27 protein-coding genes are annotated in these 25,034 nt (G+C 71.6%); 10 read left to right on the top strand and 17 right to left on the bottom strand.

Annotated features, from left to right (window positions below; genetic code table 11):
* Positions 1-10: 10 nt before the first annotated feature.
* From ACFV04_RS09580 to ACFV04_RS09555, 6 genes are all read right to left on the bottom strand, one after another.
* Positions 11-661: a formyltransferase family protein gene (locus ACFV04_RS09580; protein WP_380527978.1), complete on the bottom strand. Its 651-nt coding sequence runs from the start codon at positions 659-661 to the stop codon at positions 11-13.
* Positions 658-1,785, bottom strand: a complete 1,128-nt coding sequence (locus ACFV04_RS09575) for a DegT/DnrJ/EryC1/StrS family aminotransferase (protein WP_380527976.1) — start codon at positions 1,783-1,785, stop codon at positions 658-660. Before ACFV04_RS09575 ends, ACFV04_RS09580 begins: the two co-directional genes overlap by 4 nt.
* A gap of 35 nt (positions 1,786-1,820) precedes the next feature.
* Positions 1,821-2,831, bottom strand: coding sequence for a dTDP-glucose 4,6-dehydratase (gene rfbB, locus ACFV04_RS09570; protein ID WP_380527973.1), 1,011 nt, complete (start codon positions 2,829-2,831; stop codon positions 1,821-1,823).
* Positions 2,832-2,931: 100 nt separating this feature from the next.
* Positions 2,932-3,183, bottom strand: a complete 252-nt coding sequence (locus ACFV04_RS09565; RefSeq protein ID WP_380527971.1) for a hypothetical protein — start codon at positions 3,181-3,183, stop codon at positions 2,932-2,934.
* An 11-nt stretch (positions 3,184-3,194) separates the two neighbouring features.
* A complete protein-coding gene (locus tag ACFV04_RS09560) occupies positions 3,195-3,695 on the bottom strand; it encodes a methyltransferase domain-containing protein (protein ID WP_380527968.1) in 501 nt (166 codons plus the stop codon).
* 287 nt (positions 3,696-3,982) lie between these two features.
* Positions 3,983-4,519, bottom strand: coding sequence for a hypothetical protein (locus ACFV04_RS09555; protein WP_380527966.1), 537 nt, complete (start codon positions 4,517-4,519; stop codon positions 3,983-3,985).
* A 352-nt stretch (positions 4,520-4,871) separates the two neighbouring features.
* Here ACFV04_RS09555 and ACFV04_RS09550 point away from each other — a divergent pair, with 352 nt between their 5' ends.
* Both ACFV04_RS09550 and ACFV04_RS09545 read left to right on the top strand, forming a co-directional pair.
* Positions 4,872-6,275, top strand: a complete 1,404-nt coding sequence (locus ACFV04_RS09550) for an XRE family transcriptional regulator (protein WP_380527963.1) — start codon at positions 4,872-4,874, stop codon at positions 6,273-6,275.
* Positions 6,268-6,891 carry a 2'-5' RNA ligase family protein gene (locus ACFV04_RS09545; protein ID WP_380527960.1) on the top strand — a complete coding sequence of 208 codons (624 nt, stop codon included), beginning with the start codon at positions 6,268-6,270 and terminating at the stop codon, positions 6,889-6,891. The genes ACFV04_RS09550 and ACFV04_RS09545 overlap by 8 nt, the downstream gene beginning before the upstream one ends.
* A 288-nt stretch (positions 6,892-7,179) precedes the next feature.
* Here the strand turns inward: ACFV04_RS09545 and ACFV04_RS09540 are convergent, their stop codons facing one another.
* The 3 genes from ACFV04_RS09540 to ACFV04_RS09530 form a co-directional block, all read right to left on the bottom strand.
* A complete protein-coding gene (locus tag ACFV04_RS09540) occupies positions 7,180-7,479 on the bottom strand; it encodes an STAS domain-containing protein (protein ID WP_380527957.1) in 300 nt (99 codons plus the stop codon).
* A 299-nt stretch (positions 7,480-7,778) separates the two neighbouring features.
* The gene (locus tag ACFV04_RS09535) at positions 7,779-8,171 is read right to left on the bottom strand and encodes a hypothetical protein (RefSeq protein ID WP_380527954.1); all 393 of its coding nucleotides are present in this window, start codon (positions 8,169-8,171) and stop codon (positions 7,779-7,781) included.
* 48 nt (positions 8,172-8,219) lie between these two features.
* Positions 8,220-8,693 (bottom strand): hypothetical protein, encoded by a 474-nt coding sequence (locus tag ACFV04_RS09530; protein WP_380527952.1) that lies wholly within the window; start codon positions 8,691-8,693, stop codon positions 8,220-8,222.
* Between the two features lie 466 nt (positions 8,694-9,159).
* On the opposite strand from ACFV04_RS09530, the gene ACFV04_RS09525 reads away from it, so the two are divergent.
* From ACFV04_RS09525 to ACFV04_RS09515, 3 genes are all read left to right on the top strand, one after another.
* Positions 9,160-9,549, top strand: coding sequence for a hypothetical protein (locus ACFV04_RS09525; protein ID WP_380527950.1), 390 nt, complete (start codon positions 9,160-9,162; stop codon positions 9,547-9,549).
* 284 nt (positions 9,550-9,833) lie between these two features.
* The gene (locus ACFV04_RS09520; RefSeq protein WP_380527947.1) at positions 9,834-10,706 is read left to right on the top strand and encodes a helicase associated domain-containing protein; all 873 of its coding nucleotides are present in this window, start codon (positions 9,834-9,836) and stop codon (positions 10,704-10,706) included.
* The gene (locus tag ACFV04_RS09515; protein ID WP_380527944.1) at positions 10,627-10,830 is read left to right on the top strand and encodes a hypothetical protein; all 204 of its coding nucleotides are present in this window, start codon (positions 10,627-10,629) and stop codon (positions 10,828-10,830) included. Before ACFV04_RS09520 ends, ACFV04_RS09515 begins: the two co-directional genes overlap by 80 nt.
* A gap of 94 nt (positions 10,831-10,924) precedes the next feature.
* Here the strand turns inward: ACFV04_RS09515 and ACFV04_RS09510 are convergent, their stop codons facing one another.
* Positions 10,925-11,383 (bottom strand): hypothetical protein, encoded by a 459-nt coding sequence (locus tag ACFV04_RS09510; protein WP_380527941.1) that lies wholly within the window; start codon positions 11,381-11,383, stop codon positions 10,925-10,927.
* Positions 11,380-13,860 (bottom strand): hypothetical protein, encoded by a 2,481-nt coding sequence (locus ACFV04_RS09505; protein WP_380527938.1) that lies wholly within the window; start codon positions 13,858-13,860, stop codon positions 11,380-11,382. Before ACFV04_RS09505 ends, ACFV04_RS09510 begins: the two co-directional genes overlap by 4 nt.
* A gap of 586 nt (positions 13,861-14,446) precedes the next feature.
* Here ACFV04_RS09505 and ACFV04_RS09500 point away from each other — a divergent pair.
* Both ACFV04_RS09500 and ACFV04_RS09495 read left to right on the top strand, forming a co-directional pair.
* The gene (locus ACFV04_RS09500) at positions 14,447-14,650 is read left to right on the top strand and encodes a hypothetical protein (protein WP_380527936.1); all 204 of its coding nucleotides are present in this window, start codon (positions 14,447-14,449) and stop codon (positions 14,648-14,650) included.
* 54 nt (positions 14,651-14,704) lie between these two features.
* Positions 14,705-15,175, top strand: a complete 471-nt coding sequence (locus ACFV04_RS09495) for a hypothetical protein (RefSeq protein WP_380527934.1) — start codon at positions 14,705-14,707, stop codon at positions 15,173-15,175.
* Positions 15,176-15,187: 12 nt separating this feature from the next.
* On the opposite strand, the gene ACFV04_RS09490 is transcribed toward ACFV04_RS09495, so the two are convergent.
* From ACFV04_RS09490 to ACFV04_RS09465, 6 genes are all read right to left on the bottom strand, one after another.
* Entirely contained in the window at positions 15,188-15,334 is a 147-nt protein-coding gene (locus ACFV04_RS09490; RefSeq protein WP_380527931.1) for a hypothetical protein, read from the bottom strand.
* Between the two features lie 546 nt (positions 15,335-15,880).
* Entirely contained in the window at positions 15,881-16,588 is a 708-nt protein-coding gene (locus tag ACFV04_RS09485) for a hypothetical protein (RefSeq protein WP_380527928.1), read from the bottom strand.
* 403 nt (positions 16,589-16,991) lie between these two features.
* The gene (locus ACFV04_RS09480) at positions 16,992-17,483 is read right to left on the bottom strand and encodes a hypothetical protein (protein WP_380527925.1); all 492 of its coding nucleotides are present in this window, start codon (positions 17,481-17,483) and stop codon (positions 16,992-16,994) included.
* Positions 17,480-18,058: a hypothetical protein gene (locus ACFV04_RS09475; RefSeq protein WP_380527923.1), complete on the bottom strand. Its 579-nt coding sequence runs from the start codon at positions 18,056-18,058 to the stop codon at positions 17,480-17,482. The genes ACFV04_RS09480 and ACFV04_RS09475 overlap by 4 nt, the downstream gene beginning before the upstream one ends.
* 466 nt (positions 18,059-18,524) lie before the next feature.
* Positions 18,525-18,971, bottom strand: a complete 447-nt coding sequence (locus ACFV04_RS09470; RefSeq protein ID WP_380527920.1) for a hypothetical protein — start codon at positions 18,969-18,971, stop codon at positions 18,525-18,527.
* A gap of 667 nt (positions 18,972-19,638) precedes the next feature.
* Complete coding sequence (locus tag ACFV04_RS09465) at positions 19,639-20,748, bottom strand: YaaC family protein (protein ID WP_380527917.1); 1,110 nt, start codon at positions 20,746-20,748, stop codon at positions 19,639-19,641.
* Positions 20,749-20,925: 177 nt separating this feature from the next.
* Here ACFV04_RS09465 and ACFV04_RS09460 point away from each other — a divergent pair, with 177 nt between their 5' ends.
* From ACFV04_RS09460 to ACFV04_RS09450, 3 genes are all read left to right on the top strand, one after another.
* Positions 20,926-22,446 (top strand): PIN domain-containing protein, encoded by a 1,521-nt coding sequence (locus ACFV04_RS09460; protein WP_380527915.1) that lies wholly within the window; start codon positions 20,926-20,928, stop codon positions 22,444-22,446.
* Positions 22,447-22,755: 309 nt separating this feature from the next.
* Positions 22,756-23,865, top strand: coding sequence for a hypothetical protein (locus ACFV04_RS09455; RefSeq protein WP_380527913.1), 1,110 nt, complete (start codon positions 22,756-22,758; stop codon positions 23,863-23,865).
* 222 nt (positions 23,866-24,087) lie between these two features.
* Positions 24,088-25,034, top strand: a 947-nt coding sequence (locus tag ACFV04_RS09450; RefSeq protein ID WP_380527910.1) for a Ku protein, incomplete at its 3' end; no start/stop codon positions are given.

Below are 25,034 nucleotides of genomic sequence, written 5' to 3'. Positions count from 1 at the left end.
CCCAGTGTCCTCACGCACCAGGGCGGCCGGCGGACAATTCGCGCGTCCAGTCGCTCCGGTCGCTGAGGGCGGCGTTGTCCCGGCTGAAGTGGGTCACCGCTCCGGCGGCCTCTTGCGGCCGGGGCACGATCTGGTCCAGGCGGGGCAGCGTGTCCGAGATGAGCAGCCGCCCGTGGCGCATGCACCGGTCCCAGACGTCGCGTACCTCGTCCTCGTCGGGCCAGATGGAGAAGACCGCTTCGGCGAGGATCGGGCCGGAGTCGATGCCCGCGTCGATGACGTGGATCGTGATGCCGTGTAGGTACTCGCGGTTGCGCAGTGCCCAGTTGACCGGCCGCACACCGCGGTAGCCGGGCAGGCGGCCGGGGTGGCAGTTGATGATGCGGCTGGTGGCGTCGATGAGCTCCGGGCCGATGATCTTGTCGTAGAGGACGCTGAACACCAGGTCGCAGCGCCCGGGCTCCAGGTCCCGCCAGTCACCCGAGCGCAGGATCCGGGCCTCGGGCAGGTGTTCCGCGGCGTAGTCGGACAGGCGGACGTCCCAGTCCGGCTCGACCGCGTTCGGGATCACCGTGTCCAGGACGGTCCCGGGCAGCGCGGCGATCGTCTCGCAGGCGTGCGCGGCCAGGGCGCCCTTCGCGAGGACCGCCGCCCGCCTCACGTCCCGCTCCCGGTCGCAGCCTTGAGAGCGGCAGCAACGTGGCGCACATCGTCGTCGGTCATGTGGGGGTGGAACGGCAGCGTCAGGATCTCCCGGCCGGCCTGCTCGGTGACGGGCAGCTCCCGGCGCCACGGGGCGAAGGCGGGTTGGAGGTGGTTGGGCGGGTAGTGGGCGCCAACGGCAATGCCCGCGGCGAGCATGCGCCGGAACACCTCCTCGCGGTCGGCGACCCGGACCACGCACAGGTGCGGCACCGAGTGGTCCACATCCACGTCCACCAGCCTCACGGCCGGCACGTCGCGTAGGGCGGCGCGGTAGGACCGCCACAGCTCCTGGCGGTTGACCTCGGTGGTCTTGAACTTGGGCAGCTGTGCCAACCCGATCGCCGCGTTGAGCGAGGAGAGCTGGTAGCGCAGTCCGAAGCCCTCCACGCGGTAGGAGGTGGCGGCCTGCCGTTCCGCCTGCGATGCGACGACGCCGAGCAGCCGTAGCCGGCGGACCGTGGCGGCTTCCTGCGGACTGCGGGGAATGACCATGCCGCCTTGGCCGCACGTCAGGTTCTTGATCGGCCCGAAGGAGAAGCACGTCAGGTCGCCCGTGTTCCCGACCCGCACGGAGCCGTGGTAGGAGCCGAAGGCGTGGGCGGCGTCCTCGACGACAGCGACGCCCTGCCGGTCGAGCACCTCGCGGATCTCGGTGAGGTCGACGGCCCGGCCGCCGTACAGGACCGGCATCACGGCACTGGTCCTGGAGGTGAGGCCCTCCAGGACGGCGGCGGGCTCGATGCACAGGGTGCCCGGGTTCACCTCGATGAAGCGGGGCGCCGCGCCGCAGGCCACGATGGCCTGGACGGTGGCGCAGAACGTCAGCGAGGGGACGATCACCTCGTGGCCGGGGCCAACGCCCGCGGCCAGGAGCGCGGTGTGCATCGCGGCGGTGCCGGAGGTGACGGCTACCGCGTCCGGCACCCCGAGGAACGCGGCGACCTTCTGCTCGAACTCCTCGGTGACCTCGGTGTGCCCGTACTGCCCGGTCTTCAGGACCCGGGCCACCGCTTCGCCCTCGCCTCCGTACAGGAACGGGGTCGCGTTGCGCTGGTACTCGGGTGTGGTGGTGGGGTTCAACACGGTTTCCTCTCCGTCGTCGCTTCGTTGCCGTGTCACACCGGGTGGTCGATGAGCTCGGGAAGGCCCCTGACGGCCGGCCGCGTGGTGCACAGGAGCGGCGCCCACCGGTCGGGGTTGCGGCGGTACCACTCGGCGGTCTCCACGAGGCCGTCCTCCAGCCCGCGCTCGGGGCTGTAGCCGATAGCAGCGATCTTCGACCAGTCCAGGGCGTAGCGCAGGTCGTTGGCGGCCCGGTCAGGGATGTACTCCACCCGATCCCATCCGGCGTCGAACATCCGCAGCAGCAGACCGGTCAGCTCCTTGCTGGTCAGGTCGGTTCCGCCGCCGATGTTGTAAACCTCGCCCGGGATGCCGTTGCGCAGCACCAGCTCGATGCCCTGGCAGTTGTCCTCGACGTGGAGCCAGTTGCGGACGTGCTGGCCGTGACCGTGGAGGGTGAGTTTGTGGCCCTTCAGCAGGTGGGTGATGAACAGCGGGATGATCTTCTCGGGGTGTTGGCGCGGCCCGTAGTTGTTGGAGGAGCGGGTGACGCACACGGGCACGCCGAACGTCTGGAAGTACGAAAGCGCGACGAGGTCGCTGGCGGCCTTCGACGCGGCGTAGGGGACGCTGGGGCGTACCGGGTCCGTTTCGGCGGCCTGGCCCGACAGGAGCGGTCCGTACACCTCGTCGGTGGACACGTGGACGAAGCGGCGGACGCCGGCCTTCCGGGCGGCTTCCAGCAGGGTGCGGGTGCCCAGGACGTTGGTGGTGAGGAAGTTCCCGGTGTCGTAGAAGGAGCGGTCCACGTGCGACTCGGCGGCGAAGTGGACGATGGCGGTGTGCTCACGGGCGAGCCGGTCAACCAACTGGGCGTCGCAGATGTTGCCGTGGGCGAACGTCAGCTTGGGCGAGAGCATCGCCTCACCCAGGTTCTCGACGCTTCCCGCGTAGGTGAGGGCGTCGAGCACGGTCACCCGGGTCACGTCCTGGGCGCGCAGCAGACGCCTGGCGAAGTGCGAGCCGATAAAGCCCGCACCTCCGGTGATCAGCACTTCTTCCATGGCTGGACCCTTCCTGTCGACGTTGAGCAGGGGAGAATCAGCAAACGCCTCGCCCCCTCCTGCGAGGGGACAGGGGCCCGCGGTCTTGTCGCTGTGCTGGTCAGCGGCGGCGCAGGGTGAGCGCGACGGCGCGGCGACCGTCCAGGTTGGGGAGCACACGTCCGGCCTCGAAGAGCATGCTGTCGGCCTGGTCCTGGCCGAGCTCGCGACGCAGGTCGTCGGCGTGGGCGAGCCACAGGCGGTACAGGCGGTGCCAGAACGCCGGCTCGTGAGGGCGCTCGTCGACGTGCTCGACGTCGAACCCTGCTTCCTCGACTTGCCCGCGCCAGCGGCTGCCGGACAGGCGGCTCATGGCGCGGGTGATCACGGCACGGGCCCCGGGCTGCAGGATCCGGCGCCCTCGTGCAGCGCGGCACCGCGGTCGCCCGCCGGGCCGAGGGCGTCCACACACACCAGGCCGTGGGCCCGGCCGTAGCTCAGTCCGGTGTAGCGGACGCTGCCGACCTGGAACTCGCCGAAGGCGGGTGCGAAGTCGGGCAGTCGGGCGCGGGCGAGCCGGATGGCCTCCGGGGAGATGTCGACACCCCTGACGGCGGCGCCGGTGGCACGGGCGAGCCACAGGCCGGTGCCGCCGGTGCCGCAGCCAAGGTCCACCAGGTGCTGGTACGGCTGCAGGGCGAGACGTTCGGTCATCAGCTGCAGCAGCGGCAGGTCGCAGCTGCTGGACGGGGCGACGTCGGCGGGATAGTCGTCGCCCATCGCCTGCGCGCACAGGTCATGGGTGATCGTGGTGCGTGAGCGGGCGCGGTGGAACGCGTCGTACGCGGCGGCGAGGCGGCGCTCGACAACAGTGGGGTCGATCATCGGGTGAGGGACCTCCGGGTGCGGGAGCGGGCGCCGGGGCAGACGATCTGCAAAACGGGGACCGGCTCGTCGGGAGCGGGCAGGACGGCGGCGACCTGCGACTTCGCGCTCATCTGGTTCACCTCCTTGCCTCCTCTGGTGCGGTCCTCCGCGCGGTCTGCGGGCAGGGGCTTGGGGTGGAGGAGCGGGCCCCGTCTCCCCGCGGGGGACGGAGGCCGGGACCCGCTCGGGCCGCGCCCGGCCGGATCGGGGGTCCGTCGTCGGCCGTGCGCGGAGCTGGGGGAGGGTCAGGCGGTGGTCCGGCCGCCGGCCAGTGCGTCGAGCGCGGCCGCGAGGCGGGCCGGGCCGGTCGGCTGCGGGGTCGGCGGCAGGAATGCCCAGGTGATCCGGGTGTTCAGCCAGGGGAGGTCGGGGGACGGCGTGGCAAGGTGGGCGCCGGCGGAGAGCAGCCGGACGTCCGCGTACCGCGCGGCCCAGTCGATGCCGCCGTCCAGGTCGATGAACATGTAGACGAGCTCGGCCGTCCGGTCGTGCAGCATCGGGCCGGTCTCCTGCGTCGGGTCGTCGGTCAGCCGGTCGAGCGCAGCGAGTCCCAGGTCCTCGGGCATCCGCACGACGTCCCAGGTCACCCCGCAGGGCAGCAGGAGCAGGCCGTCGGGCTCGCTCACCCATTCCAGGAGCCGCTTCATGCGCTCCTCGCCGCAGGCGGCGACGAGCCACAGCGGCGCGGACAGCGCGACCGGCCGGCAGGCGGGGCGCCGGGGAGCGGGTTCGGTGGTGCGGGGAGCCTGCCGCACGGCGGCGGCGATGGTGGTAGACGTCATGGTGACCTGCCCAGGGGAAGCGGTGGTGCGTTCGGGCTACTACGGTCCCGCTCACGGCCCGGTTCGGTCACGGGCAGCGGTGTCCGGGGTTTCCGGACAGCACGTCAGCCGACTGACCTGCGTCAACGCTCCGGAACAGGGCGGAAAGCGGACGGTGCGTCACCTCGGATTCGCGGAGTGTGACCCGTGTGGCGTATCCGGGTCGCTACCGTGAGGTGGTCAGGCCGCTCCGCACCCCGTTCGGGAGCTCTCATGCCTCCTCGTCCCAAGCCCCGGCTCCAAAGCCGACCGCGACGTCCTCCGTACCGAACTCCTCGCCGTCGGCGCCCCCCTGGCCACGATCGCCGCCGAGATGCGCGCCCGCTTCGGGTGCCGCCCGCGCGAGGCCTGGCGGCACGCGCACGGCTGGACCCTCCAGGAGGGGGCCGACCGGTTCAACTCCTCCGTCGGGGCCGCCGGACCCGCGACGGACGCCTCCCTGCTCGGCAAGTGGGAGCGGTGGCCGGCCGCGACCGGGCGGAGGGTCACCCTGCCGGTGCTCACTGTCCTCGCCGACCTCTACGGCGCCTCGCTGGAGGACCTGCTCGACCTGGAAGACCGGCGGGCCCTGCCCGAGTCCGACCTGCGGCTGCTGCGGCACCAGACCACCGGCGTCCCGGCAGCCGCGGCCGCTCCGGCGGCGTCTGTTCCCCCGGCGCCCGACGTGCCACTCACCGGCACCGAGCTCATCCGCACCGCCGCCGACGGGTCGGCCGAGTGGACGCAGTGGGCCGAGGTGGCCAACTGCGGCCCGATCTCGGTGGAGCAGTACGCCGCCGACGCCCGCGGCTTCGCCGCCGACTACCTGATGGCCGAGGACCCCCTGAAGGTCTTCGGGCAGACCCACAAAGCGCTCGTCAAGGTCTGGGACCTGCTGTACGGGCACCAGCCCCTGGCCCAGCGCCGGGACCTGTTCACGACCGCCGGGTATCTGGCCGCGATGATGGCCTGGATGACCAGCGATCTCGGGCATCGGCGGCAGGCCGCCACGCACATCCGCGCCGCCATGGCGGCCGCCGAGACCGCCGCCGACCCGGGCCTGCACGCCTGGATCGCCGCCACCCGCTCCAAGCTGGCATTCTGGGACGGGCAGCTCCGCGCGGCCATCCAGCACGCCGAGCGAGGCGCCGCCTTTCAGGCGCCCGGGACCGTCACCGTCCTGCTCCACTGCCAGGCCGCCGACGCGTGGGCGGAGGCCGGCGCCCGCAGCGAGGCGAAGAACGCCTTCAGCCAGGCCGAGGCAGCCGCGGAACTCGACCTCGCCAGCGCGGTCCACGACAAGGTCGGCGGGCTCTTCGCCTGCCCCGACGGACGGCTCGCCAACTACGGGTCCGCTGTCTACCTGCGAAGCGACGACCCGGCCCGGGCGCTCTCCCACGCCGACCGCGGCCTGGCCGCCCTCCAGCGCCAGGACATCCGGCCTCTGGGCACCATCGCCCAGCTGCACATCACCCGCGCCGGCGCCCACCTCCTCGCCGGTGAACCCGACGGCGTCCTTGACGCGCTCTCCCCCGTCCTCGCCCTGCCGGCCGAACACCGCACGGCACCCGTGCGCCAGCGCCTGCGCGACCTCGCCCGCGACGCCGCCGGATCGCCCATGGGCGACAGCACCGCCGGACGGCGCCTCCAGGACGTCGTGCAGACCGCCGTCCGCGAAGCCACGCTCGCCCTCTCCCTGGCGGGCCCGGACAGTGATTGGATCGGCGACCATGACTGACACTCCGGCACGCATGGCCGACCACTGGTGGTGGCGCCCCGGTTGGAGCCAGGGCACCCGCTGGTACACCTGGCACCTCACCTTCGACGGCGCCGACGACGTCCACCGCCTGGCCGCCGACTACCGCCACGCCCTGGCCGACGTCCCCGGCCTCGACCTGGTCCCCGACCCCTGGCTCCACCTCACCATGCAAGGCCTCGGCTCCACTGCCGAAGTGAGCCAGGCCGACGCCCGCGCCATCGCCGACGCCGCCGCCCACCACCTCGCGAAGATCCCGGCGTTCGACCTCGCGCTGGGACCGGCGATCGTCACCCCCGAGGCCCTGCTCCTCACCGTCGACCCGGCCGAACCCGTCCACGCCGTCCGCTCGGCCATCCGCACCGCCATCGCCGACATCTGGCCCGAGGTCCCCGAGCAGGCCGACGGCTTCCGCCCCCACGTCTCCGTCGCCTACTCCAACGCCGACGGCCCGGCCCAGCCCGCCGCCGACGCCCTCGCCAGCGTCACGACCTACCCGGCCACCGCCCGCGTCACCGCGGCCGAGCTCATCGTCCTGGGCCGCGACCGGCAGATGTATGAGTGGGAGACCGCGGCCCGGGTGGAACTCGGCGGGTGACGGCCGCACAAGGCAAGGGCGTCCCTGGCCGCCACGGCAGGGACGCCGGATCCGCGACAGGCAGCGCCCGGCAAACCACGGCACGTCCGGATCGGCGGGAAACACCCATTCGGCTCCGGTGAGTTCCAGCACCCTCGCGACGCCCTCGGAGACCGACGAGCGCCCTGGCGGCCGGGGCGGGCGCCGGGGCGTCAGCCGCGGTGCTTGCGGGCGAGCGCCGATGCCGGTGCCGGTGCCGGTGCCGGTGCCGGGCAGCGTGACGGTGGCGAGGCAGTCCGCGGGGGGGGCTCACCCTGGCGTGGCGAGGGCGGCGCGCACGCTCGGGCGGACGGTGAACACCTCATCGGCACCGGTGACCTCCAGCAGTCGGCGCGCCTGCGCGCCGGGAGCGGCCAGCAGCAACTCGACGCCAACGGCCCGCGCGGCCGCCAGCGCGCCGAGCAGCGCGTTCAGGCAGACGGAGTCGCAGAACCCGAGACCGGAGAGGCCCACAACCAGCCGGGACGGCCGCAGGACCACCGGGGACCGCGGTGCCGCGCAGGCGGTCGGCGGCGTGCAGAGCGACAGCAGTCTGCTGCAACAGGCCACCCACGCGGTGGACCCCGGAGCCCCGGTCACTGACGAGGTAGTCCCCGGCCAGGAGCACGGCGACGCGGGCGAGTTCACCCGCGCCTGGGTCCTCCGGGGACTCCGCGCCGAAGAACACCAGCGCCGGCGCCAGTTCCGCCAGCCGGGTGCCACACCGCCCCTCCCACCACGTCGCACTCACGCAGCGATCATCCACCACAACACCCCGTGGCAGGCCGCGAAAGGCCAACTCCCCCATCGTCCTGCGGGGCTGGATCGTGCTGCCACCGATCCGGGCCGTGCGGTGGCGGGTGGTGGCGCTAGTGTGCCCAGCTCTCGCAGTCCAGCCGACGAGCCTCCGCCCTCAGGACGTCGAGCGCGGCCCGGAGCCCCGCCACAGCCGCCTGGAATGCCTGCGTCGTCTCCCGGCCCAGCAGCGGGGAGGTCACGATGTCCGCGCCGTTCAGGCAGTCGTCGACCCCTGCGACGAACCGCGTCCAGGCATTGCGGTAGAGCGCCGTGCACCGAAGAAGCTCGTCACCGCACTCCGCCCACACCGCCGTTGCCATCGTCCCTTTGGTGCGGGCCAGGAGGTGGTTCATCTCTGCGTAGACGGCGATCAGCTCCCCCGTCAGGGCCTGCCGGTGAGCGCCGGCATGAGGATGGGCAAGTACCTCGATGAAGTCCTGGTAAGGACCCGTGTGGCTGTCCACTGCGCGGTTCCCCTCGTTGTGCGCGTCCGTGTGCGGGTGGTCCGGCGGCTACTTGGGGGCCGTCATCGCGTCGCGGATGCGGCGGGCGCGGTCGGCGGCGGTGGCCGGGTTGAGGACGGCGGGACTCCCTTCGGCCCAGGCCGGGAAGTCCACCGAACCGGCGGTGTAGTGGTCGGCCCAGAGGCAGATGGCGTTGACGAGCAGCGCCTCGGTCCAGACTCCGCACGTGAGCCGGCCCTGCGGGTCGTTCGGGTCCCGGGCCTCAACGTCGGCCGGCGGCACCGTCCAACGGCCGTGCGGGGACTCCATCGCGGCGATCGCGACCGTCATCGCCGCGCCGGGATCGGTGATGGTGCCCCAGGCCCCGCCGATGACCAGGACTCCGCCGGAGTCGGCGGTGTACCTGGCCGTCAGGCTGCCGTCGAAACTCCCATAGTCGGTCGGCTGCGGGCCCGCCGGGAGGCGCACCTGGGCGGGGCTCTCGGCTCGGTAGCCGCCAGGAAGAGTCGGCGGAGCGGTCATCCGCAGGGAACCCGGGGCCGCACTCGCGGGGCTGCCGGCCACCGCCGCAGCGGTCTCCCGCGGGGAGCCTGGCGCCGTGCTCGCGGAACCGCTGGCCGCCGTCGCCACGGCCGGCGACGGCGAGCCGTCTGCGCAACCCGTCGACGTCCCCGCCAGCAGAACCGCAACAGCGACCCCCGACACCGCCTTCACGACACGTACACCCACCCCAGCCGTCATGACCGCATCGTAGGGTTCCCGGAAGAACGCCTCCAACGGATTTGCCGCCCATCCCGCAGCGGAGGAAGGCCGCCCCAGGGAGCGGTGGTGTTACCGGTCGGTGCTGCGCCCGTTTCCCGCTCTCCGCACCAGCCCCACGGTGCCCAGGCCCGACCTGCCCGCACGCGACGCGGACACTGTCGCCCCCGAGGACGCGCTGCAGCCGGGCCCCTCCGACCACGAGCGGGAGCAGGCGCGGTAGCAGGCGGTGAACGACGCGATCGCCGCGGCGGGCGAGACGGGCCGACGGGCCGCCGCGTGGGTGCGGGAACTCGCCGAACGGCAGAGCGCGGAGGGCCACCGCGCGGTGCTGGAACAGGCCGCCGACGCCATCGAACAGACCGCAGGCCGGGAGATCGTCCCCGGCGGCGAGGGACAGCCGGACGACGAGCTGCGCTACGCCCTGACCGCCGGCCTGGTGACCGGCAACCCCTACTCTGGCGGCCGGCTGCTGCTGGCGACGGGCGAGCGGATCGCGCTGGTCTCGGTCTGCGCACTGGCCGCGGCGATGCCCCGCACGGTGCTCTGCGACCTGGAACGTGAGCTGTCCAGGATGGACGCCGCCGTGTCGGCCGTGTCCTCTGCCGCTGAACCTTGACCGTTTGCCACCGAACTTTGACCAACGTCGTTTTCTGCCACTGAATCTTGACTGCGCGGGTCACGACCCGTTGGGGCCAATGCACCGACTGTAGGGGGCCCGTGCAGCCCCGGTTCCACTAGAGCTGGTCACGGCCAGGAGCCCCGGCCCTCGCGGTGCCGCAGAAGTCAGGCAAGCGGACCTAGGGGCGCAGCGCCGAGGCTGCTTCCGGCCCTGGTGAGAGCATGGTTGGTGGGGGTGGCGGGTCGGGGGCGTTCACGCTGCCGGTGCGGTTCCAGTCGCCGGTGGACGAGAACGTGCTCGCCCTGTTCATCGCCTCCCGGGTGCTGGTCGGCGAGACGCAGCTGTGGCGTGAGGGGATCGGGCATGCGCGGAAATGGTTCGAGGAGACCGGCGGCCTTGACGTTCCCTATTCGGCACTTGTCGGGGAGAACGGGAATTACCCGCTCGGAAAGTGGCTGTCGGACCGGCGCGGCGAGAATACGAATGGCGAACTGGCGCCATACCGGGTGGAGATGCTCGACGCGCTCGGCATGATCTGGTCCGTGAGCGATGCCCGGTTCGAGGCCGGGCTGGACTGGGCGCGGGTCTGGGCGAAGGGCCACGGCGGGTCGTTGGCGGCGCCGGCGCGGGCCTCGGTTGGCGGGTACGCGATCGGCACGTGGTTGTCGGAGCTGCGGGCCGCGGCGCAGGTGCCGGCGGGCGAGCAGGGGGCGCTGGCGCCGGAGCGGCGGCGGGCGTTGGAGGAGATCGACCCGTGGTGGTGCCCCACCTGGCCGGTCACCTGGCAGCGCGCGTACGCCACCGCCCGCATGTGGTGGCTGGACACCGACGGCCTGGTCGACTGGACCCGGATGCCCGAGGACACGGTGTTCGAGGGTGAGCAGCTCGGCCGGTGGGTGAAGGCGCAGCGGGCCAGCTGGCCCGGTCTGGAGGAGGAGCAGCGGGACCTGCTGTCGGCGATCGGCATCGAGGCCGACCCGGAGCTGGTGGCCGCGAAGGCCGCGGCCGAGGCGAAGCCGAAGGTGTCCCGCACGGACCGGTTTGCCCAGGGGTCTGGCGGCGCTGGCGCAGTTCGTGGCGCGGGAAGGGCATGCGGCCGTCAGGCGCCCGCACAAGGAGCCGTTGGAGACCGTGGAGGCCGGTCCTGGCGGTGAGGAGCGGGTGGTGGTGTCGCATTTCGCGCTGGGCACCTGGCTCAACAATCAGAAAAGCAGGCGGGTGGGGCTGACCGAGGGCCAGCTCGCGCAGCTCGCCGAGCACGGCGTGGAGTGGGCGTAGCAGGTTACGGGCACGCGGCGACCGGCATCGCTCTGGCAAAGGGGCGCCGCTGGTCAGCCCTGCAGGGAGTGCGGGGCCGACCAGCGGTTTCACCCTACGCAGCTGCGGCTACAAGCTGATTCCACCGGGTAGCTGCTGGCCAGGTCCTGGGGCCGAGGCGGCCTCGGAGTTCCAGAAGGTCGGCGGCCATGCCTTCGGCGCACGCGAGTGCCGTGGTGGGGCAGTCAGACTTGGTCTCGAAGACGTAGAGGTGAGCAAAGACCCGCTCGCGTTCCGGGTGGGCGAGGTGTTCTCGGAGGCGTTGGGCTACGCCTCCGTTGCGGTGGGCCTTGCCGAGCCAGCGGATTCGGCCCTGGTGGTCCACAGCAAGGTAGAGGCCGGCCAGTATGTCGTTGAGGACGCTGAGTGTGATGTCCCGCTCTTGGTAGTGGAGGCTCATTCGCTGGGGCCACTCGCCGATGGCCAGCGGTCCCAGGCTCGCGTGGGCGTAGACGAGAGTCCGCTCACCAACAGCCGGGCCGACGAGAGGCTCCGGGCAGCAGTCCGGTTTCACAGCTCCATCACCACCTTGAACGCGTCCATGAGGGACTCCGACAATGCCTTCGTCATGTCGTCCATGGCTTTGATGTCCTGGAGGTGGAGCATGATGGTGTCCACCGGTGCGGTTTCGGCCCCTGCCAGGATCCGTGCGCTCCGGGCGTCCTCCGCCACGCTCGTAAGGGACCGGGTCTGCTCGGCAACACCGTCGAAGGCGGCCCGGGTGGCCTTCAGCTGGCTGATGAGTTCCAGCCGCAAGCGCGCCATCCTGGCGTTCTGGTTCTCGTACTGGTCGCGGGTGTAGGTGGAGGATTCGGGGCCTTCGCCCTCGTCGAGGTCGTCCTCCTCCTCGTCCTCGTCGAGGTTCGGGGCCTCCTCCTCCTCGCCGGTGGTCGTGGCGAACTTGGGGAACAGGTCGTCGAACCATTCCTTGTCGGCCAGCGTGTCCGGCCGGGCTTGGCCGTGGGCGTCAGGGGCGAGAAAGGTGCCGGCAGGGGAGGCCAGGACGCCCTCGGGAGCGTCCGGGGCGTGCAGCACCGAGCGGGCGAAGGACAGCAGCAGCTGGCGGGTGACGTGCGGGTGGTCGGGCTTGTCGAAGGCGCGGGTGAGCGCAGCGATGGCGTTGAGAGGTGTTCGGCGCACTCCCTTGCGGTTGTCGCCTGCTTCGGAGCCTTGGCCGGAGGTGATGAACTTCTCGGGGGCGTTGACGAGGCCGGCGAGCAGGTGGTGGCGGACCAGGGTTGACCATGCCTGGCGGTCGCCGTTCTCGCAGTCACGGAGGATGTCGGCAAGGCTGCGCCGGTCGGGGCGCACGCCCTCCTGGACGTCGCTGGGCGCGAAGACGGCCCGGACGGCGAGGAGGTTGCCGCGGTGGACGAAGAGCTGGCCGATGGCGGCCGCCCAGACCTCGGTGCGGCGCCTGACCTTCTGTCCGTCCTTGCCGTTGCCGACGCTCCACGGTGCCTCCATGAGGCACTTCCTGACAATGGGCCAGTAGCGGCCGGTTTGGCGATGCGTGCCGGCGATGTGGTTGGCGGGCCTGGGCGGGACCGGCGGGAACATCATGACGGTGGTGCAGCGGATGGCCGCGTCGCGCAGTGCCTGCGTAGTGACGGGCTCCGTGGCGGGCAGGAGCGGGGTGAGGGGGTCGAGTAGGCCCGATCCCAGCAGTGCGTCGGCGACGGCGTCCGTGTCGAGCTGGGCGTCGGGCGGGCAGCCGTCCTGGGCCGCGTGGTCGAGGAGGAGGTGACCGAGGAGCCCGCTGTCCTGGTACGCCTTGACGATGCTGGACCAGAGCGCGAGGGCGCGCTCGTCGTCGACGAAGGCTAGTTGGCCCCGCAGGTGGTCGTGGGCGTTGAGGTCTCGCAGGGATGCTTCCAGGCGCTCGGGCTCGGCGGCTCCGATGACTACCCTCACCGGTACCTGGGCGATCTTCTTTGCCCGCTCGGCGATCCCGTCGATGTTCCGGTCCTCGTTGGCGTACTCGGTGTTCAGGCGGGCGCTAAGGCGCCGGAGGATCTCGCCGAGGCCTCGCAGGATGAGGGCGGAGTCTTCCTTCTCGCCGTCCAGGAGCAGCATCGGCTGGGGCACGCCGGTGATGATCTGGTGGGCCTCCAGCCCGAAGATCCGCAGGCAGCACTCGGCGCGGTTGTTGCCGGTGACCCGCACCGCACGCCAGGCTTCGTTGAGGGTGCCGTCCGGGTCCGTCATCGAGATCCGCTGCAGTACGACGGTGGCGCGGTCGCGCTGGCCTTCCTGGACGAGTGACTCTTCCAGGTCGTACGGGCGCAGCCGTCCGCGCTCGCGAAGCTTCGTGGTGGCGTACTGCTGCACGGAGGCCACGACCTCGGTGGGGAGCACCTCGGTGGTCAGGGCCGCGGTGGGGCGGTCGGCTTCGTGGTGGGCGCTGATGCGGGGCAGGGGCCGGCGGTAGTTGAGGGCGCGCTCGGCCTGCTTGTGCTGATCGTCGGCGTGCTGGTGGTGCTGCTCGGCGGCTTTGAGCGCGGTGTCGGCGGCGTCCTTGTCGGCCTGGTCGGCAGACCTCGTGCCGCGGACGGCTTCCTTGGCGCGTTCCAGGCCGGCCTTGGCACGGGTGAGGCTGATCTCGGCCGCGACGAGCTGGGCCTGCAAGGTGGTGGTTTCCGGGGTTGGGCGGACCCAGCTGCTGCGCGTGCGGTCGTTGAGCAGCCACTGCACAGAGCCGGCGCCGTGTAGCTCGACGTTGAGGAAGAGCATCGCCTGGGGGGTGTCGCGTCCCTCGATGTGGAAGGCGGCCTGGCGCAGCACCCGGAGGCCGGACTTCTGGGTCTCCACGACGCGCCGCGCTTCGCCGGCTCCGAGGGCGGGGGCCAGGCCGTACTTGACGGCGGCCTCGGGAAGCGGGATCAGGCCTTCGGCCTTGCAGGTGTTGGCGACCGCTTCGCAGAGCTTGGCCACCCAGTCGGGGTGGGTGGGGTAGGGGTAGGGGCCGTCGGGGCGGTTGCGGGGTGCCATGATGCACTGTCTCTCCCCCGGCAGGAGAGCCGGGTACGTCTGGTCGTGCCCGGCTGAAGCGGGACGCGGCACGCACCCGGAACACGCAGCCACCCTTTCCACGGGGGATGCGCAAGGTCACCGAAACAAGAGGGGCCCCTGTGGGCATCCAGTCGATCGGTCGTCCGCCCAGGAAGAGCCGTCTGCAAGTACTCACCGCGCAGTCCAACGCCCCTTTGAGCCGGGGCGGCTGCCTACTGGAGTGACATGATCCCGCCGCCGGAGGCGGCACGGGGCAGGGCGGCCCAGATTGTGGGCTACAGACGTGCAGGGAAACTCTAGTAGGACCGGCTGATGGGGTGTCAAGTTCGCTGTTCAGGCACCCTACGAGCCGGGTTGAAGCGGGGGATGGAGTGGGCGTAGCGGGCCGTCCCGGCCGGGCTGGCGCGTTGGTCGGCGGTAGGCTGCCGGGGCCCTGAGAAAGCGCTGGAAGCCGTCACCTGCGGGTGGCGGCCGGCAGCCTTCTCCTACACCGCCGCGCTCTCCGTGGCGGTGAATTCTGCTGCTTCGGGCACGCGGTGCGGCGCCGTCCTGAAGACTCCCCGGCATGGACGACAGGACCGTGGGCCAGGACCCGAAGACCGTGGAGAAGAGCCTGGAGGGCACGTTGCCGTGGCTGGTGCCGTCCGGCCTGGCAGCCGAGGCACTCGCGCAGCTGGACCGGCCGCTGCTGGCCTGGATCCAGGACCCGGAGTACAACGAGTTCGACTCCGCCGACTTCTACGCCGAGCACCGCGAGGCCGGCGACTAGCTGTCGAAGCTGGAGAAGCGGATCGCCAAGCTGCCGGTGCGCCAGTCCTGGCGGATGAAACGGGTCTGGACCCCGGACGAGGAGAGCAGCGAGGCGTACGAGGCGGCGTACGAGAAGGTGTCGGTGACGATCAGCGACCGCCAGCTGCGCCCCAGGGATCTGGTCGCCTACGCCACGATCGCCTACGAGCTGGCGGGCCTGCGCGAAGGGGATGGCGACTTCGGCGACAACGAGGACGACCAGGGCGACGTCGACCCCGAGGGCCTGGACGCCGCGCTGGAGTGGGCGCGGGCCGGGGTGTGCGTGCTCCAGCAGTCGCTGCCCTTCCCGTTCACCGACGTGCTGCTCTACAGCGAGCTCGACAACCGCCCCGCGCACCGCTTGCTGTTCGCCTACGCCGACCTGCTGCGGCGCCGCGACCCGAAGGCGGCGGCGCTGTGGTTCACCGCACTGGTCTACCTGAACCCGAACGACAACATGGGCGCGCGGTTCATCGCCCCGGACGGCCCCGCCCCGATCTTCTGACCCGCGTCCCGGTCAGCGGAGGCCGGCCTCGAACTCCCCGCGCTGGCGGTAGCGCTTCTCCTTGCGCTTGCGCAGCAGCTGCCACCAGCGGGCGGTGTAGCCGAGGTCTTCCCGGACGGCGATGACGAAGGCGCGCTGCGCGGTAGTGAAAAAGTCCATTGCCTGGTCCATCTGCTCCGCGGAGAGGCCCAGCGTCGGCACGGACAGGCTCGTGACAGCCAGGTGATGTGGAGGCCAGCCAGCACGGCGGCATCGAGGAAGCGCCGGTAGGCGGCGGCGCGGTCCCGCAACTGGTGAGCCCCGGTCCGGCTCAGCACATTCCAATACTCAACGAACCTGACCACCACTCACTACACGTGACCAGACCTGATCACCCATCCCGCCCACCCGACAAACCCCCAGCTCACGGCCGTACCGCAGCCGGGTGATTGACCATGTCCCCGGCAATCCGCCCCCTTGCAGGCGAGCATCCGCCGCGAACGCCAAACTGATCAACCCAGCTCACACCATCCCACCCTGATCAGAAAGAACGCTCCTGGACAGGGCAGTTGGAGGCCCTTGGGGTGGCCTTGTAGAACCGGCCCCGGACCCGGGCCCGCTCCGGTGTCCGAGGTCGGCGCCACGGTAGCGACTCGTCCGCCCTGACCCGCAGCACACATGGCCTCGCCTTGCGGGTTCGCTCTGGAAGTGAGCTGTCAGCGCGGATCAGATGGCGATGCCGTAGCCGGTGCGGTGCGTCAGCAGGCGGTCGAAGAGGTGGGACCTGTCCTCGGCGATCAGACGGGCTTGGCCCAGCAGCGGACTATGTTCGGGCGGGTAGCGGTCCGCGTCCAGCGGAAAGGCAGTCTGGAGCCGCTGGCGCAGCTCGTCGTCCTGGCAGTGCACGAAGGTCTCGGCTGCTGCCTTCCAGAGGTGGGGCCACAGGTCGCTGATGTGGTCGTTGGGGCGCCAGTTGGGGTGCTGCTGGTCCTGGAGTAGAAGGGTGCGGGCTTGTTCGACGGGCAGAGTGCCGCTGCGCGCGGTGGCGATGATCTCGTCGCGCCGGGTGGTCGGGCGCCACACGCTGACCCAGTAGGCGGCCGCGCAGGCGCCTGCGCGGGTCGGCCAGCTGCCGGTGCGGGCGTGGTCGATGAGGTGGGTCAGGACCGGGCGGCGTCCGAGCGCCGCTATCAGGGGAAAGGCGAGCTGGCTGGTGAGGTTGTCGTCGAGGGCGAGCAGTGGCAGGAGATCATCGGCCATGCGCATGGTCAGGGCCAGGTCGGCGGCCAGGGCCTGGCTCAGGTGCAGCCTGGTGGCCTCCAGGTGTTCATAGCGTGCCTGTGGGGTGGCATCGGCCGGGCATGGGCCCGGGTTCTGGTCGGGCAGCGCACGGTCCAGAAGGCCGTCGAGCTGCTGCTGCAGTGTGGTCCCCAAATGGTCGCCCTCCCTCGACATTGGTGCGTCCCCGCAACAGGCTAACGGCCTCGGCGGTGTCTCGTTGCGGTGGGTGGTCACCGGGTGCGGTTCTCGTTGCGGATCATGTTGCGCAGGCTCGTACGGGCTGCGGCGAGGTCGTCTTCAAGGGCTCGGACTTGGGCGTGTAACCGGGCAGGAGCAGCCGGATTCAACGGTCATGACGACGAATGCGACGGCTCCGCCCCGTGGTGACGCGGGCGCCGGTCCCGACCCGGCGCGGCGGGACCGGGGCGGTACACGAGGTGCTCGGCGGTGGCTAGGGCGTCGAGGACTGCGACGAGCTGTTTCTCGGTGTCGCCGGCACTCTGCACCGGCGGGCCGCGGCTCGCTGCGGCCCAGGCGAGGATGGGAGCACCGGTGGTTACTGAGTGGGTGGAACTGCCTGCCCTTGCTGGGCCGCCTGTGTCGCGCCCCGTGCGGTGAGGGCCACCGCGCTCATGTCCCCGGCATCGCTACGACGAAGCACGAAGATCTTCGCCAGCGCCAGGAGGCTCGGCCCACACAGGAGAGCGGCGAGCCACCAGGCGTCCTTGGCCACGTACACGCCCGCGCCGAGCATCGCGACAGCCACGGTCGCGCCGACGATGAGCCCGGCGAAGTACCGACGGTCGGCACGCTGCTCGCGTGCCTCCTGCGCCTGCCGGTCGAGGTCAGCCTGCTGCATGTCCAGTCGCTTCAGGGCAATGGCGTGCTCGCGCTTGAGCTGCGGTTCGAGAGCCTTCAGGGCAACTTCCAGCTTCTCCGGCCCGAGTACCTCGCCCCACCGTGCGGCGATCCCCATGGCCGCGGAGATCATGGCGTCCTCGCTATTCGCAGGCCGGACTCGGAAACGGTCGTGCTCGTCCGTGCTCACGACGTCGTACCCCCTCCGCCGCTCGATGAGGGCGCGTATTCGAGCGCTGTCGGCTCAGGTGGCGACCCAAGACGGAGGAACAGTTTGGCCATGGCGAGATCCACACTCATTCCGGCTGTCACGGCAAGATCAGGCGCGACAGCCTCGTCGATGGCTTCGTCGGCCTGGGCCGGGCTCGCTACCGCCAGCACCTCCGGACTTGCCCTGTCCTGGTCCGCCGCGCGCAGAATCACGTCCCGCACGCTCGGGAGCTTGTCCAACTCCTCCAACTCCTCCAGCAAGGCCTCCGGTGACGGGTAATCCACACGTCGGGCCTTCTCGCGAAGAAGAAATTGGGCTCTATCGCTGTGACCAAGCTCTTCGAAGACGTCCACAACAGCGTCCAGGCACTCGGTCGCACCGGCTTCCAATGCCACCATCGCAAGACGCTCCGCATAGGAGAGATCGATTGCCCTGGCCAGGTACACGGCCAGTTGTGCCACGGCACCTTCCTGGCCTTCGCGGACAGCCTGGCGGGCCAAGCTCACCGCCCTGGCGGTGTCCCCTCCTATCGCCTCGTGGAACAGCTTGTTCACGAGCTCGGTGTCCCAGTCTGCCTGCCGTGCTTCAGGGTCCGTCCAGGCGGCCCGGTCCGTGCCGGCCGGCTCCGGCAGCGGCTTCGAACGCCTCGCGAACGGAGCCCGAAGCATCCGCCACAAACCTCCGATCCCCTGCACGCGGCCCCTTCCTCGGTGCTAAGGCGGCTCATGCTAGTGCCTTCCCAGCACAGGAGTTGACGCATCCGCAGAACCCGAATGAGTCAGCGCAGGCAACGTACGGACAGGGCACCGCCCTCGTGGCGATCGACGGGGAGTGCCCTGCCTGACAGCAGCTTCGAATGGCCCGCCGCCGGTCACCGGCCGGGCCGGGCAGCCACCTGAACGAGCGTCACGGACGACAGGCGGCCGCCCCGGTGGTGAACCACTTCGCGGGCGTCGCCGCCAGGTCGACGGCCATCTGGTCCGTCAGCCAGAGGGCAACGCGGCATGATGACCCACGTGATCAAGGACGCGGACGCACATCCCACACGGATACCCGGCTATCACGGAGGCCCCTTCTGGCGGCCCATCCGGCGAGTTGGGCGAGTTCGCCGACGGCGACGAGCAGGCGCCGGCCGACCGCCTCGGTGTGGCAGGTCGAGTTGTGCAGCGTGATGGCGGCGTCCAGTTCGGCGGCGACGATCGACGCCAGATCGCGTCCGGCGAGGACGTCATCCGCGAGGCGCAGGCCGTGCACCCGGGCCAGCAGGGCCTCCGCATCCGCCCGGCCGACGGTGCGCCCCGTCGTGGTCCCGCATGGCGCGAACGCGGTGTCCGGCGGAAGGTACTCGGCGACCACGTCGGCAGCCGGCCGCGCCGCAGCGGCGGTAGACCGGGCGGCGCGGGCCGCCTTCGAGGCGGCGCGGGCGCGGCGCAGCCGACCCTCGTCCAGATCCAGGACGGCGGCCACGTGCGGCAGGTAATAGGGGCCGGGGGTACGGCCCTGGTATTCCGTCTCCCAGCGCCACACGTCGGTGCGCGTCGGGGCGCAGCCGGCGCGCGGCCAGGCGCTGCGCGACGTCCTCCTCCGACAGTCCCAGCTCCCGGCGGCGAGCGGCGATCAGCGCGCCGATCCGCTCAGCGCCGTGCCTGTTCTCGCCCATGTCCTACCCCGTCCGCGTGGCCATCCCGTTGGGACCGTACCCACCCGGACAACGCCCGGGTGGCCGATCCGGCAACTCCCCGGGGCCATCCGGGATCCTGCCGGCGCCACCGGCCGTCTCCGGACGGCCGGGGCGACGGAATCTGCCGAGGAAGCACTCCGGGCTGCGGGGCCGCGATCCGCGGGCGCCGCAGCCCGGCGTGTGACGGTCAGCGGGACCCCTCGCCCAGACCATGAACGATGCCCTCACCACCGGCCGCACCGCCGCCCCCAGCCACTGAACCACAGCAGCGGCAGGCAGCACGGCCACCATGACCGCCGCGCCCCAGCCGACCCGCGTCGATCAACCGCGCCTCATCATCCCCGGCCTGCTCCGATCCTGGGCCTGACGGACGGGCAGCGACGGCGGTCTGCCGGGCCTGGCGGGCGGGCTCGGCCTCCGCGGTCGGCGACAGAGGAGCCAGGGCCGAACCGGTCAGGTGGCGACCTCGTCGAGGGTCTCGGCGATCACGATGGGCAGGACCCGTCGGGCTTCCACCAGGAGCCGCTCGATGGGCACCGCGTGGACGCTCTCGTCGACGTCGATGTGGCGGGCCCACTCGGCCGGCTGGTACCGGACGAGGTTGGAAAGGGCGTGCATGACCGCCCACCAGGCCATCAGTGGGTGGATGCCGCGCGTCGATTCCCCGATCGCGGGGGTGAAGTACCAGTCGCCGTCGTGGCGCCGGGTGATCGGCCGCAGGCGGTCGAGGTACCCGTCCCGGGTGAGGGCGCGGCCGTCGGGCGCGTGGAACGCCACTGCCATCGAGCCGGACCCGTCCGCCTCCCTCTCGTAGGACCGGACAAGGCGCTGCTCGCCCTCGCGGGGCCACCAGCTGATGTCCGGGCCTCGCGTGCCGGGGAAGCGGGCAAGGTAGGCATCGAGTGCGGCCTCACTGTCGGGGGCGTCGAGAACTCGGGCCGGAAGTCCTCCAATGCGGATGCCTCCTTGGAGGTGCGGTTCCGGGTGCAGGTTGCGGTGGTCGACGATGAGCGGCGCCAACTGCTCCGCTGCGCCATCGAAGAGCGGAATGTCCCTGCTGACGGGCAGGAAAGTCCACAAATCGGCGAAGGCCATCGCCCCGTCTCCTCGTTCCCTCGCTTCTCCCCCCTCCCCGTCCGCCTTCTGCTTCGGCTTCCACCACACCGGGGACTTGAGAGCGCGGGAGAGACGCGTGAAACTTCCCCGGCTGTCGGGGCGGCTGGTGGTCGACCGGACCTCAAGGAGCGGTGCGGCTTCGTTCTCCGTACTGATGCCGTGTGTGTTGAGCTTCCACTCCTCGCCCGGCAGGCTCCGTGCGGCTGCCGCGATCGCCCGCCCTGCCTGGCTCAGGCCATAGAACAGCGGCAGCGGCTGTGTCGCGGGCCCGACCGCGTCCGCCGCCTGAAAGAACTGCTGGGCCTGTTCCAGCGCCGCGCGGAAGACCTCGCGCCGCGACGGGCCGCAATCGCCGTCCGGCAGAAGATCGACTGCCAGACCTGGCGGCGCTGAGCGGGCCCCGCGCAGCGCGTTCCACGCGTCCTGGGAGGAGGTGTAGGTGACCATGGCCGGACGCTACTCCCCGTGGTCTGCAGGGGGAACGGGTGTGCATCAGCCCGCCGACGTCGTCCGGGCAGAGAACCTGACAGCGGTCGCCATCACTGGGCATTGCTGGCTGGCCTGTGGGCAGGCAGGCGGACATGCGGAAGGATGTCGCCCGGTAGGAAGCGGGAGGGGACCCACATGATCATCTTCGATACGAACGCCGTCAACCGCATCGATCCGAGGAGCCCGCGGGCGGACATCGTGCGCGCCCTGCGCGCATCGGGACAGCACAGGGTCGGCATCCCGGGAACGGTCCTGGAAGAACTTGTCGCCCACAAGGCGAAGGACTACATGGCGCAGCGTGAGGCGACCGTGTCGGCGCTCAAGTCGTTGCGGGAGATGGCCCCGTGGCGGCCGGCGGATGCGTTCGGGGAGCCGGTGCTGGAGCTGGAGGCGTGCCAGGAGCACTGGCGGGCGCTGTATTCGGAGCTCTTCGAGGTGGTGCCGACCTCGGGTGGGGCTGCGTTGAAGGCGTTGTCCCGGGAGGCGCTTGCGCTGCCGCCGGCGAAGCAGGGCGAGAAGCGGGCGGAGGGTGCGCGGGACGCCGCGATCTGGTTCACGGTCCTTGGGTTCCTGCGGGAGTTTGCGGACGAGGAGGTGCACTTCGTCACGAACAACACCAAGGACTTCGGTGACGGCACCGCCTACCGCTTTCCCATGGACCAGGACCTGGGGGACTGTGCCGACCGTCTGAAGCGTCTGAAGGACTTCGACGCGGTCGTGACCGCCTTCACCACGCCCGTCAACGGTTCAGCCGCCGACGCGGACGCGAAGCGCTACCTGGGCTCGGAATCGATGGCCACCACGATCGGGAGCCTCGCGCTCGGCTCGCACCGCGCCGCGCCGGGGTTTGCCGGGATCACCACGAGCGGCGACCCCGTGGAGTGGAACGCCTGGACCACGGCCCCGCGCACCACGCTGCTGAGCACCGGCAAGGCGGTCGGCCACCGCATCGGCCAGGAGGTCTGGTACACCGCCGAGACGACCTGGCTGCTGTACGGCCTCGCGGCGGCTGCCGGGCGAGGGCTGGAAGGCGTCGCCTGTGTCTGGCACATCAAGCTGTTGTTCTCCAGCGGCGGGGACGGGGACCAGGGCGTGCCGACGCTGCTGTCCTCCGGGGATCCATCCGCTCCCGATCTGCAGGACCAGCCCACGGCTGACGCCCTGGCAGCGCTCCACAAGGAGGTCCTGAGCGAACTCGTCTCCCAGGGTAGGCGCGGCACCGCCGACAACGCCGGGCAGCAGGGCAGGCCTGCAAGCTCGACGGATGTCGCCACCGTGTCGGGGTTCGACGCCTCCTCGGTGCTCGCGGACGCCGCGAGGGCAGCCGCGCACCCCACCGTCGACCTCGCCGCGGTCCTGGCCGCTTCCAGGGCGACCACGCAAGCCCGGGCTGATGCCGTGTGGACGCTGGCCAACATGGCCAGGACGACACCGGGCTTCGACCTCCAGGCGTTCCTGGCTGCCTCCCGGGCGGCGGCCCGGGCCCGCATCGACGTCGCCTCTGCCCTGCCCGACTACACCGACCTGGCCTCGGCCCTGACCCCGCAGGCCTGGGCGTGCAACCACGCCGCACTCGCCCCTGTCGCCGCTCCCGAGGAACCCGAGCCGGGTAGCGACCGGGACGAACCGCACACGCTGGACGACAGCGAGAGCTGACCGGCCTACGACCCGGCCATGCGACAGGGCGCGGCTGGGCCGCTCGAAGGAGCGGCCCAGCCGGAAGGCCTTACGGGTCCGGCAGGACGATCATCTGGCAGCTGAGCTGTGCTGGGGCTCCGTGCAGGCGGTTGCGCTCGTGGCCACCTCCCGGTCCCGTCCAGGTCGACTCGCTGGGCGGGGCCGTTCCACCCGCAGGAGCACACCACGCGCAGCGCGTGCGCCCGGGGTGCGAGGCCGAAGTGGCGGCTGGTCCAGCAGCGGCCGTCGGGGCAGCGGGTCCGCTGCTCGTCACCGCTCCGTCCCGAGGTGTCTGCCGGCGGGGGCCGTGGGGCCGGGAACGTCGTAGAGTCCGAACGTGGCCAGCCCGCCCGAGTCGACGAGATCGCCGACGCGCTCTACGCCCTCGCGCCGCCGGACTTCACCGCCGCCCGCAACGCGCGCGCCCACGAGGTCAAGAAGACCGACCCGCCCCTGGCCAAGCGCATCCGCGCCCTGCACCGGCCCACCCTCGCCGCCTGGGCCGCCAACCTCCTCGCCCACCAGCACCGCGAGCCCGTCGAACAGCTCCTCGACCTCGGCCAGGCCCTGCGCGACGCCCAGGACCACCTCGTCGGCGACCAGCTGCACGCCCTCGCCGACCAACGCCGCCGCCTGGTGCAGGCACTCACCGAACAGGCCCGCCAGGACGCGGGAGCCGCCGGTCACCCACTCGGCGCGAACGCCACCGCCGACCTGGACCGCACGCTGTCCGCCGCCCTCGCCGACCCGGACGCCGCCCGAGCCCTGTCCGAGGGCCGGCTGACCACCGCCCTCGACCCGCCGCTGTGGCCGGGCACCATCACCGACGCAACCGGGCCCGGCGGCACAGCGGGGCTCGGCGAGGCCGGCGGCACAGCGGCCGGACAGACAGATGTCCCGCCCGGCGCCGCAGCCGGCCCGGATACGACAGCGCGTCGCGCACGCCCGGCGGCGCAACGGCGCCCGGACCGCACCTGCGCCGCGCCCCCGGACGACCGGGACCCGGCGCCCGCCCGTGCCCGCGCCGAACGCGAGCGGGCACGGGCACGGGCACGCGAACGGAAAGAAGCCCAAGCGGCGGTGACCGCGGCGGAAAGAGCCGAACGGGAAGCCGCCGAGCGGGCCGACGCCGCCGACAGGGAACTACGCACCGCCCGATCGGCCCGCCAGAGCGCCCAGAGCGAGGCCGACCAGACCGCCGGCGAACTCCTCCACGCCCAGCAACGCCACGACCAAGCCCGCGACACCCTCGACCAAGCCGACAACCGGCTCCGCACCGCCGAAACCGACCACGACTGCGCCCGCACCCAGGCCGCCCAGGCACACCAGGCCCTGCAGAAGACGGCCGAGCGGCTGCGGCAGCTGGAGGACGACGGCCACGGCGGCCGGGCCGGCTGACCGACCGCCCGCGGCCGCAGCGGGGGACTGTGTGGTTTGGCCAACCGGGCAGCCGTACAGGCGCCCGGTAGGGCGTCGCCGTGTGGCTCCGAGTGGCCCGGTAGGGCGGCGACGCCCGCTGGCCCATCCCCGGGTGCGGTCCGCCTCCGGCACGGCGACGCTGGCGGTGACCCGTCCCCGGCGAGCGGTGGCAGGTACCGGTTCGGCGAAGGAGGCCCTGCGATGGCCCGACCCATGTGGACCGGAGTGCTCACGTTCGGCCTGGTCACCGTGCCCGTGGCCCTCTACACCGCCACGCAGTCCCACGACGTCCGTTTCCACCAGCTGCAGCGCGGCACATCCGACCGGGTGCGCAACAAGCGGGTCAACGAGCGCACCGACAAGGAGGTGGAATTCGCGGACATCGTGAAGGGCTACGAGGTCACCGACGGCGAGTACGTGATCGTCGAACCCGACGAACTCGAACAGATCTCCCCCGGCCGCTCCCGCACTATCGACATCGCCGGCTTCGTCGACCTCGCCGACGTCGACCCGATCTTCTTCGACCGCACCTACTACCTCGGCCCGCGCGGCCAGGAGTACCAGAAGGTCTACGCCCTGCTGGTCAAGGCCCTGGAACACGCAGGGAAGGCCGGGCTGGCCATGTTCGCCATGCGCGGCAAGGAGTACCTCACCGCGGTGCGCTCCGAGAACGGCATCCTGGAACTGCACACCATGCACTTCGCCGACGAGGTCCGCGACCCGCACCGCGAGGTCGACAACCTGCCGCAGAAGGTCACGCTCTCCGCGCAGGAGGTCAGGACCGCCGAGCAGCTGATCGGCATGCTCGCCCTCGACTGGCAGCCCGAACAGTGGCACGACACCTACGAGGAACAGGTGAGGAAACTCGTCGAGGACAAGCTCGCCGGCCGCGAGATCGCCGTCTCCACCGGCCCCGCCCCCGAGGCCACCAACGTCATCGACCTCATGGACGCCCTGCGCCGCAGCCTCGACTCCGCCCGCAAGGACCAGGACCAGGGCGCCGACGAACCCGCCCAGGCCGAGCCCGCCCGTCAGGCCCCCTCCGCCCGCGCTGGCCACTCCCCCAAGCAGACCGGCGGCAAGAAGAGCACCTCCACCAAGACCACCGCCACCAGCACCAGCACCAGCACCGGCACCGGCACCGGCAC

Origin of the sequence: Kitasatospora sp. NPDC059599 (assembly GCF_042735125.1) — a bacterium.
In the GTDB taxonomy this organism is placed as follows: Bacteria; Actinomycetota; Actinomycetes; order Streptomycetales; family Streptomycetaceae; genus Kitasatospora.
The sequence above is the reverse complement of the archived record's forward strand: the minus strand, read 5'-3'. Positions and strand labels throughout refer to the sequence as shown.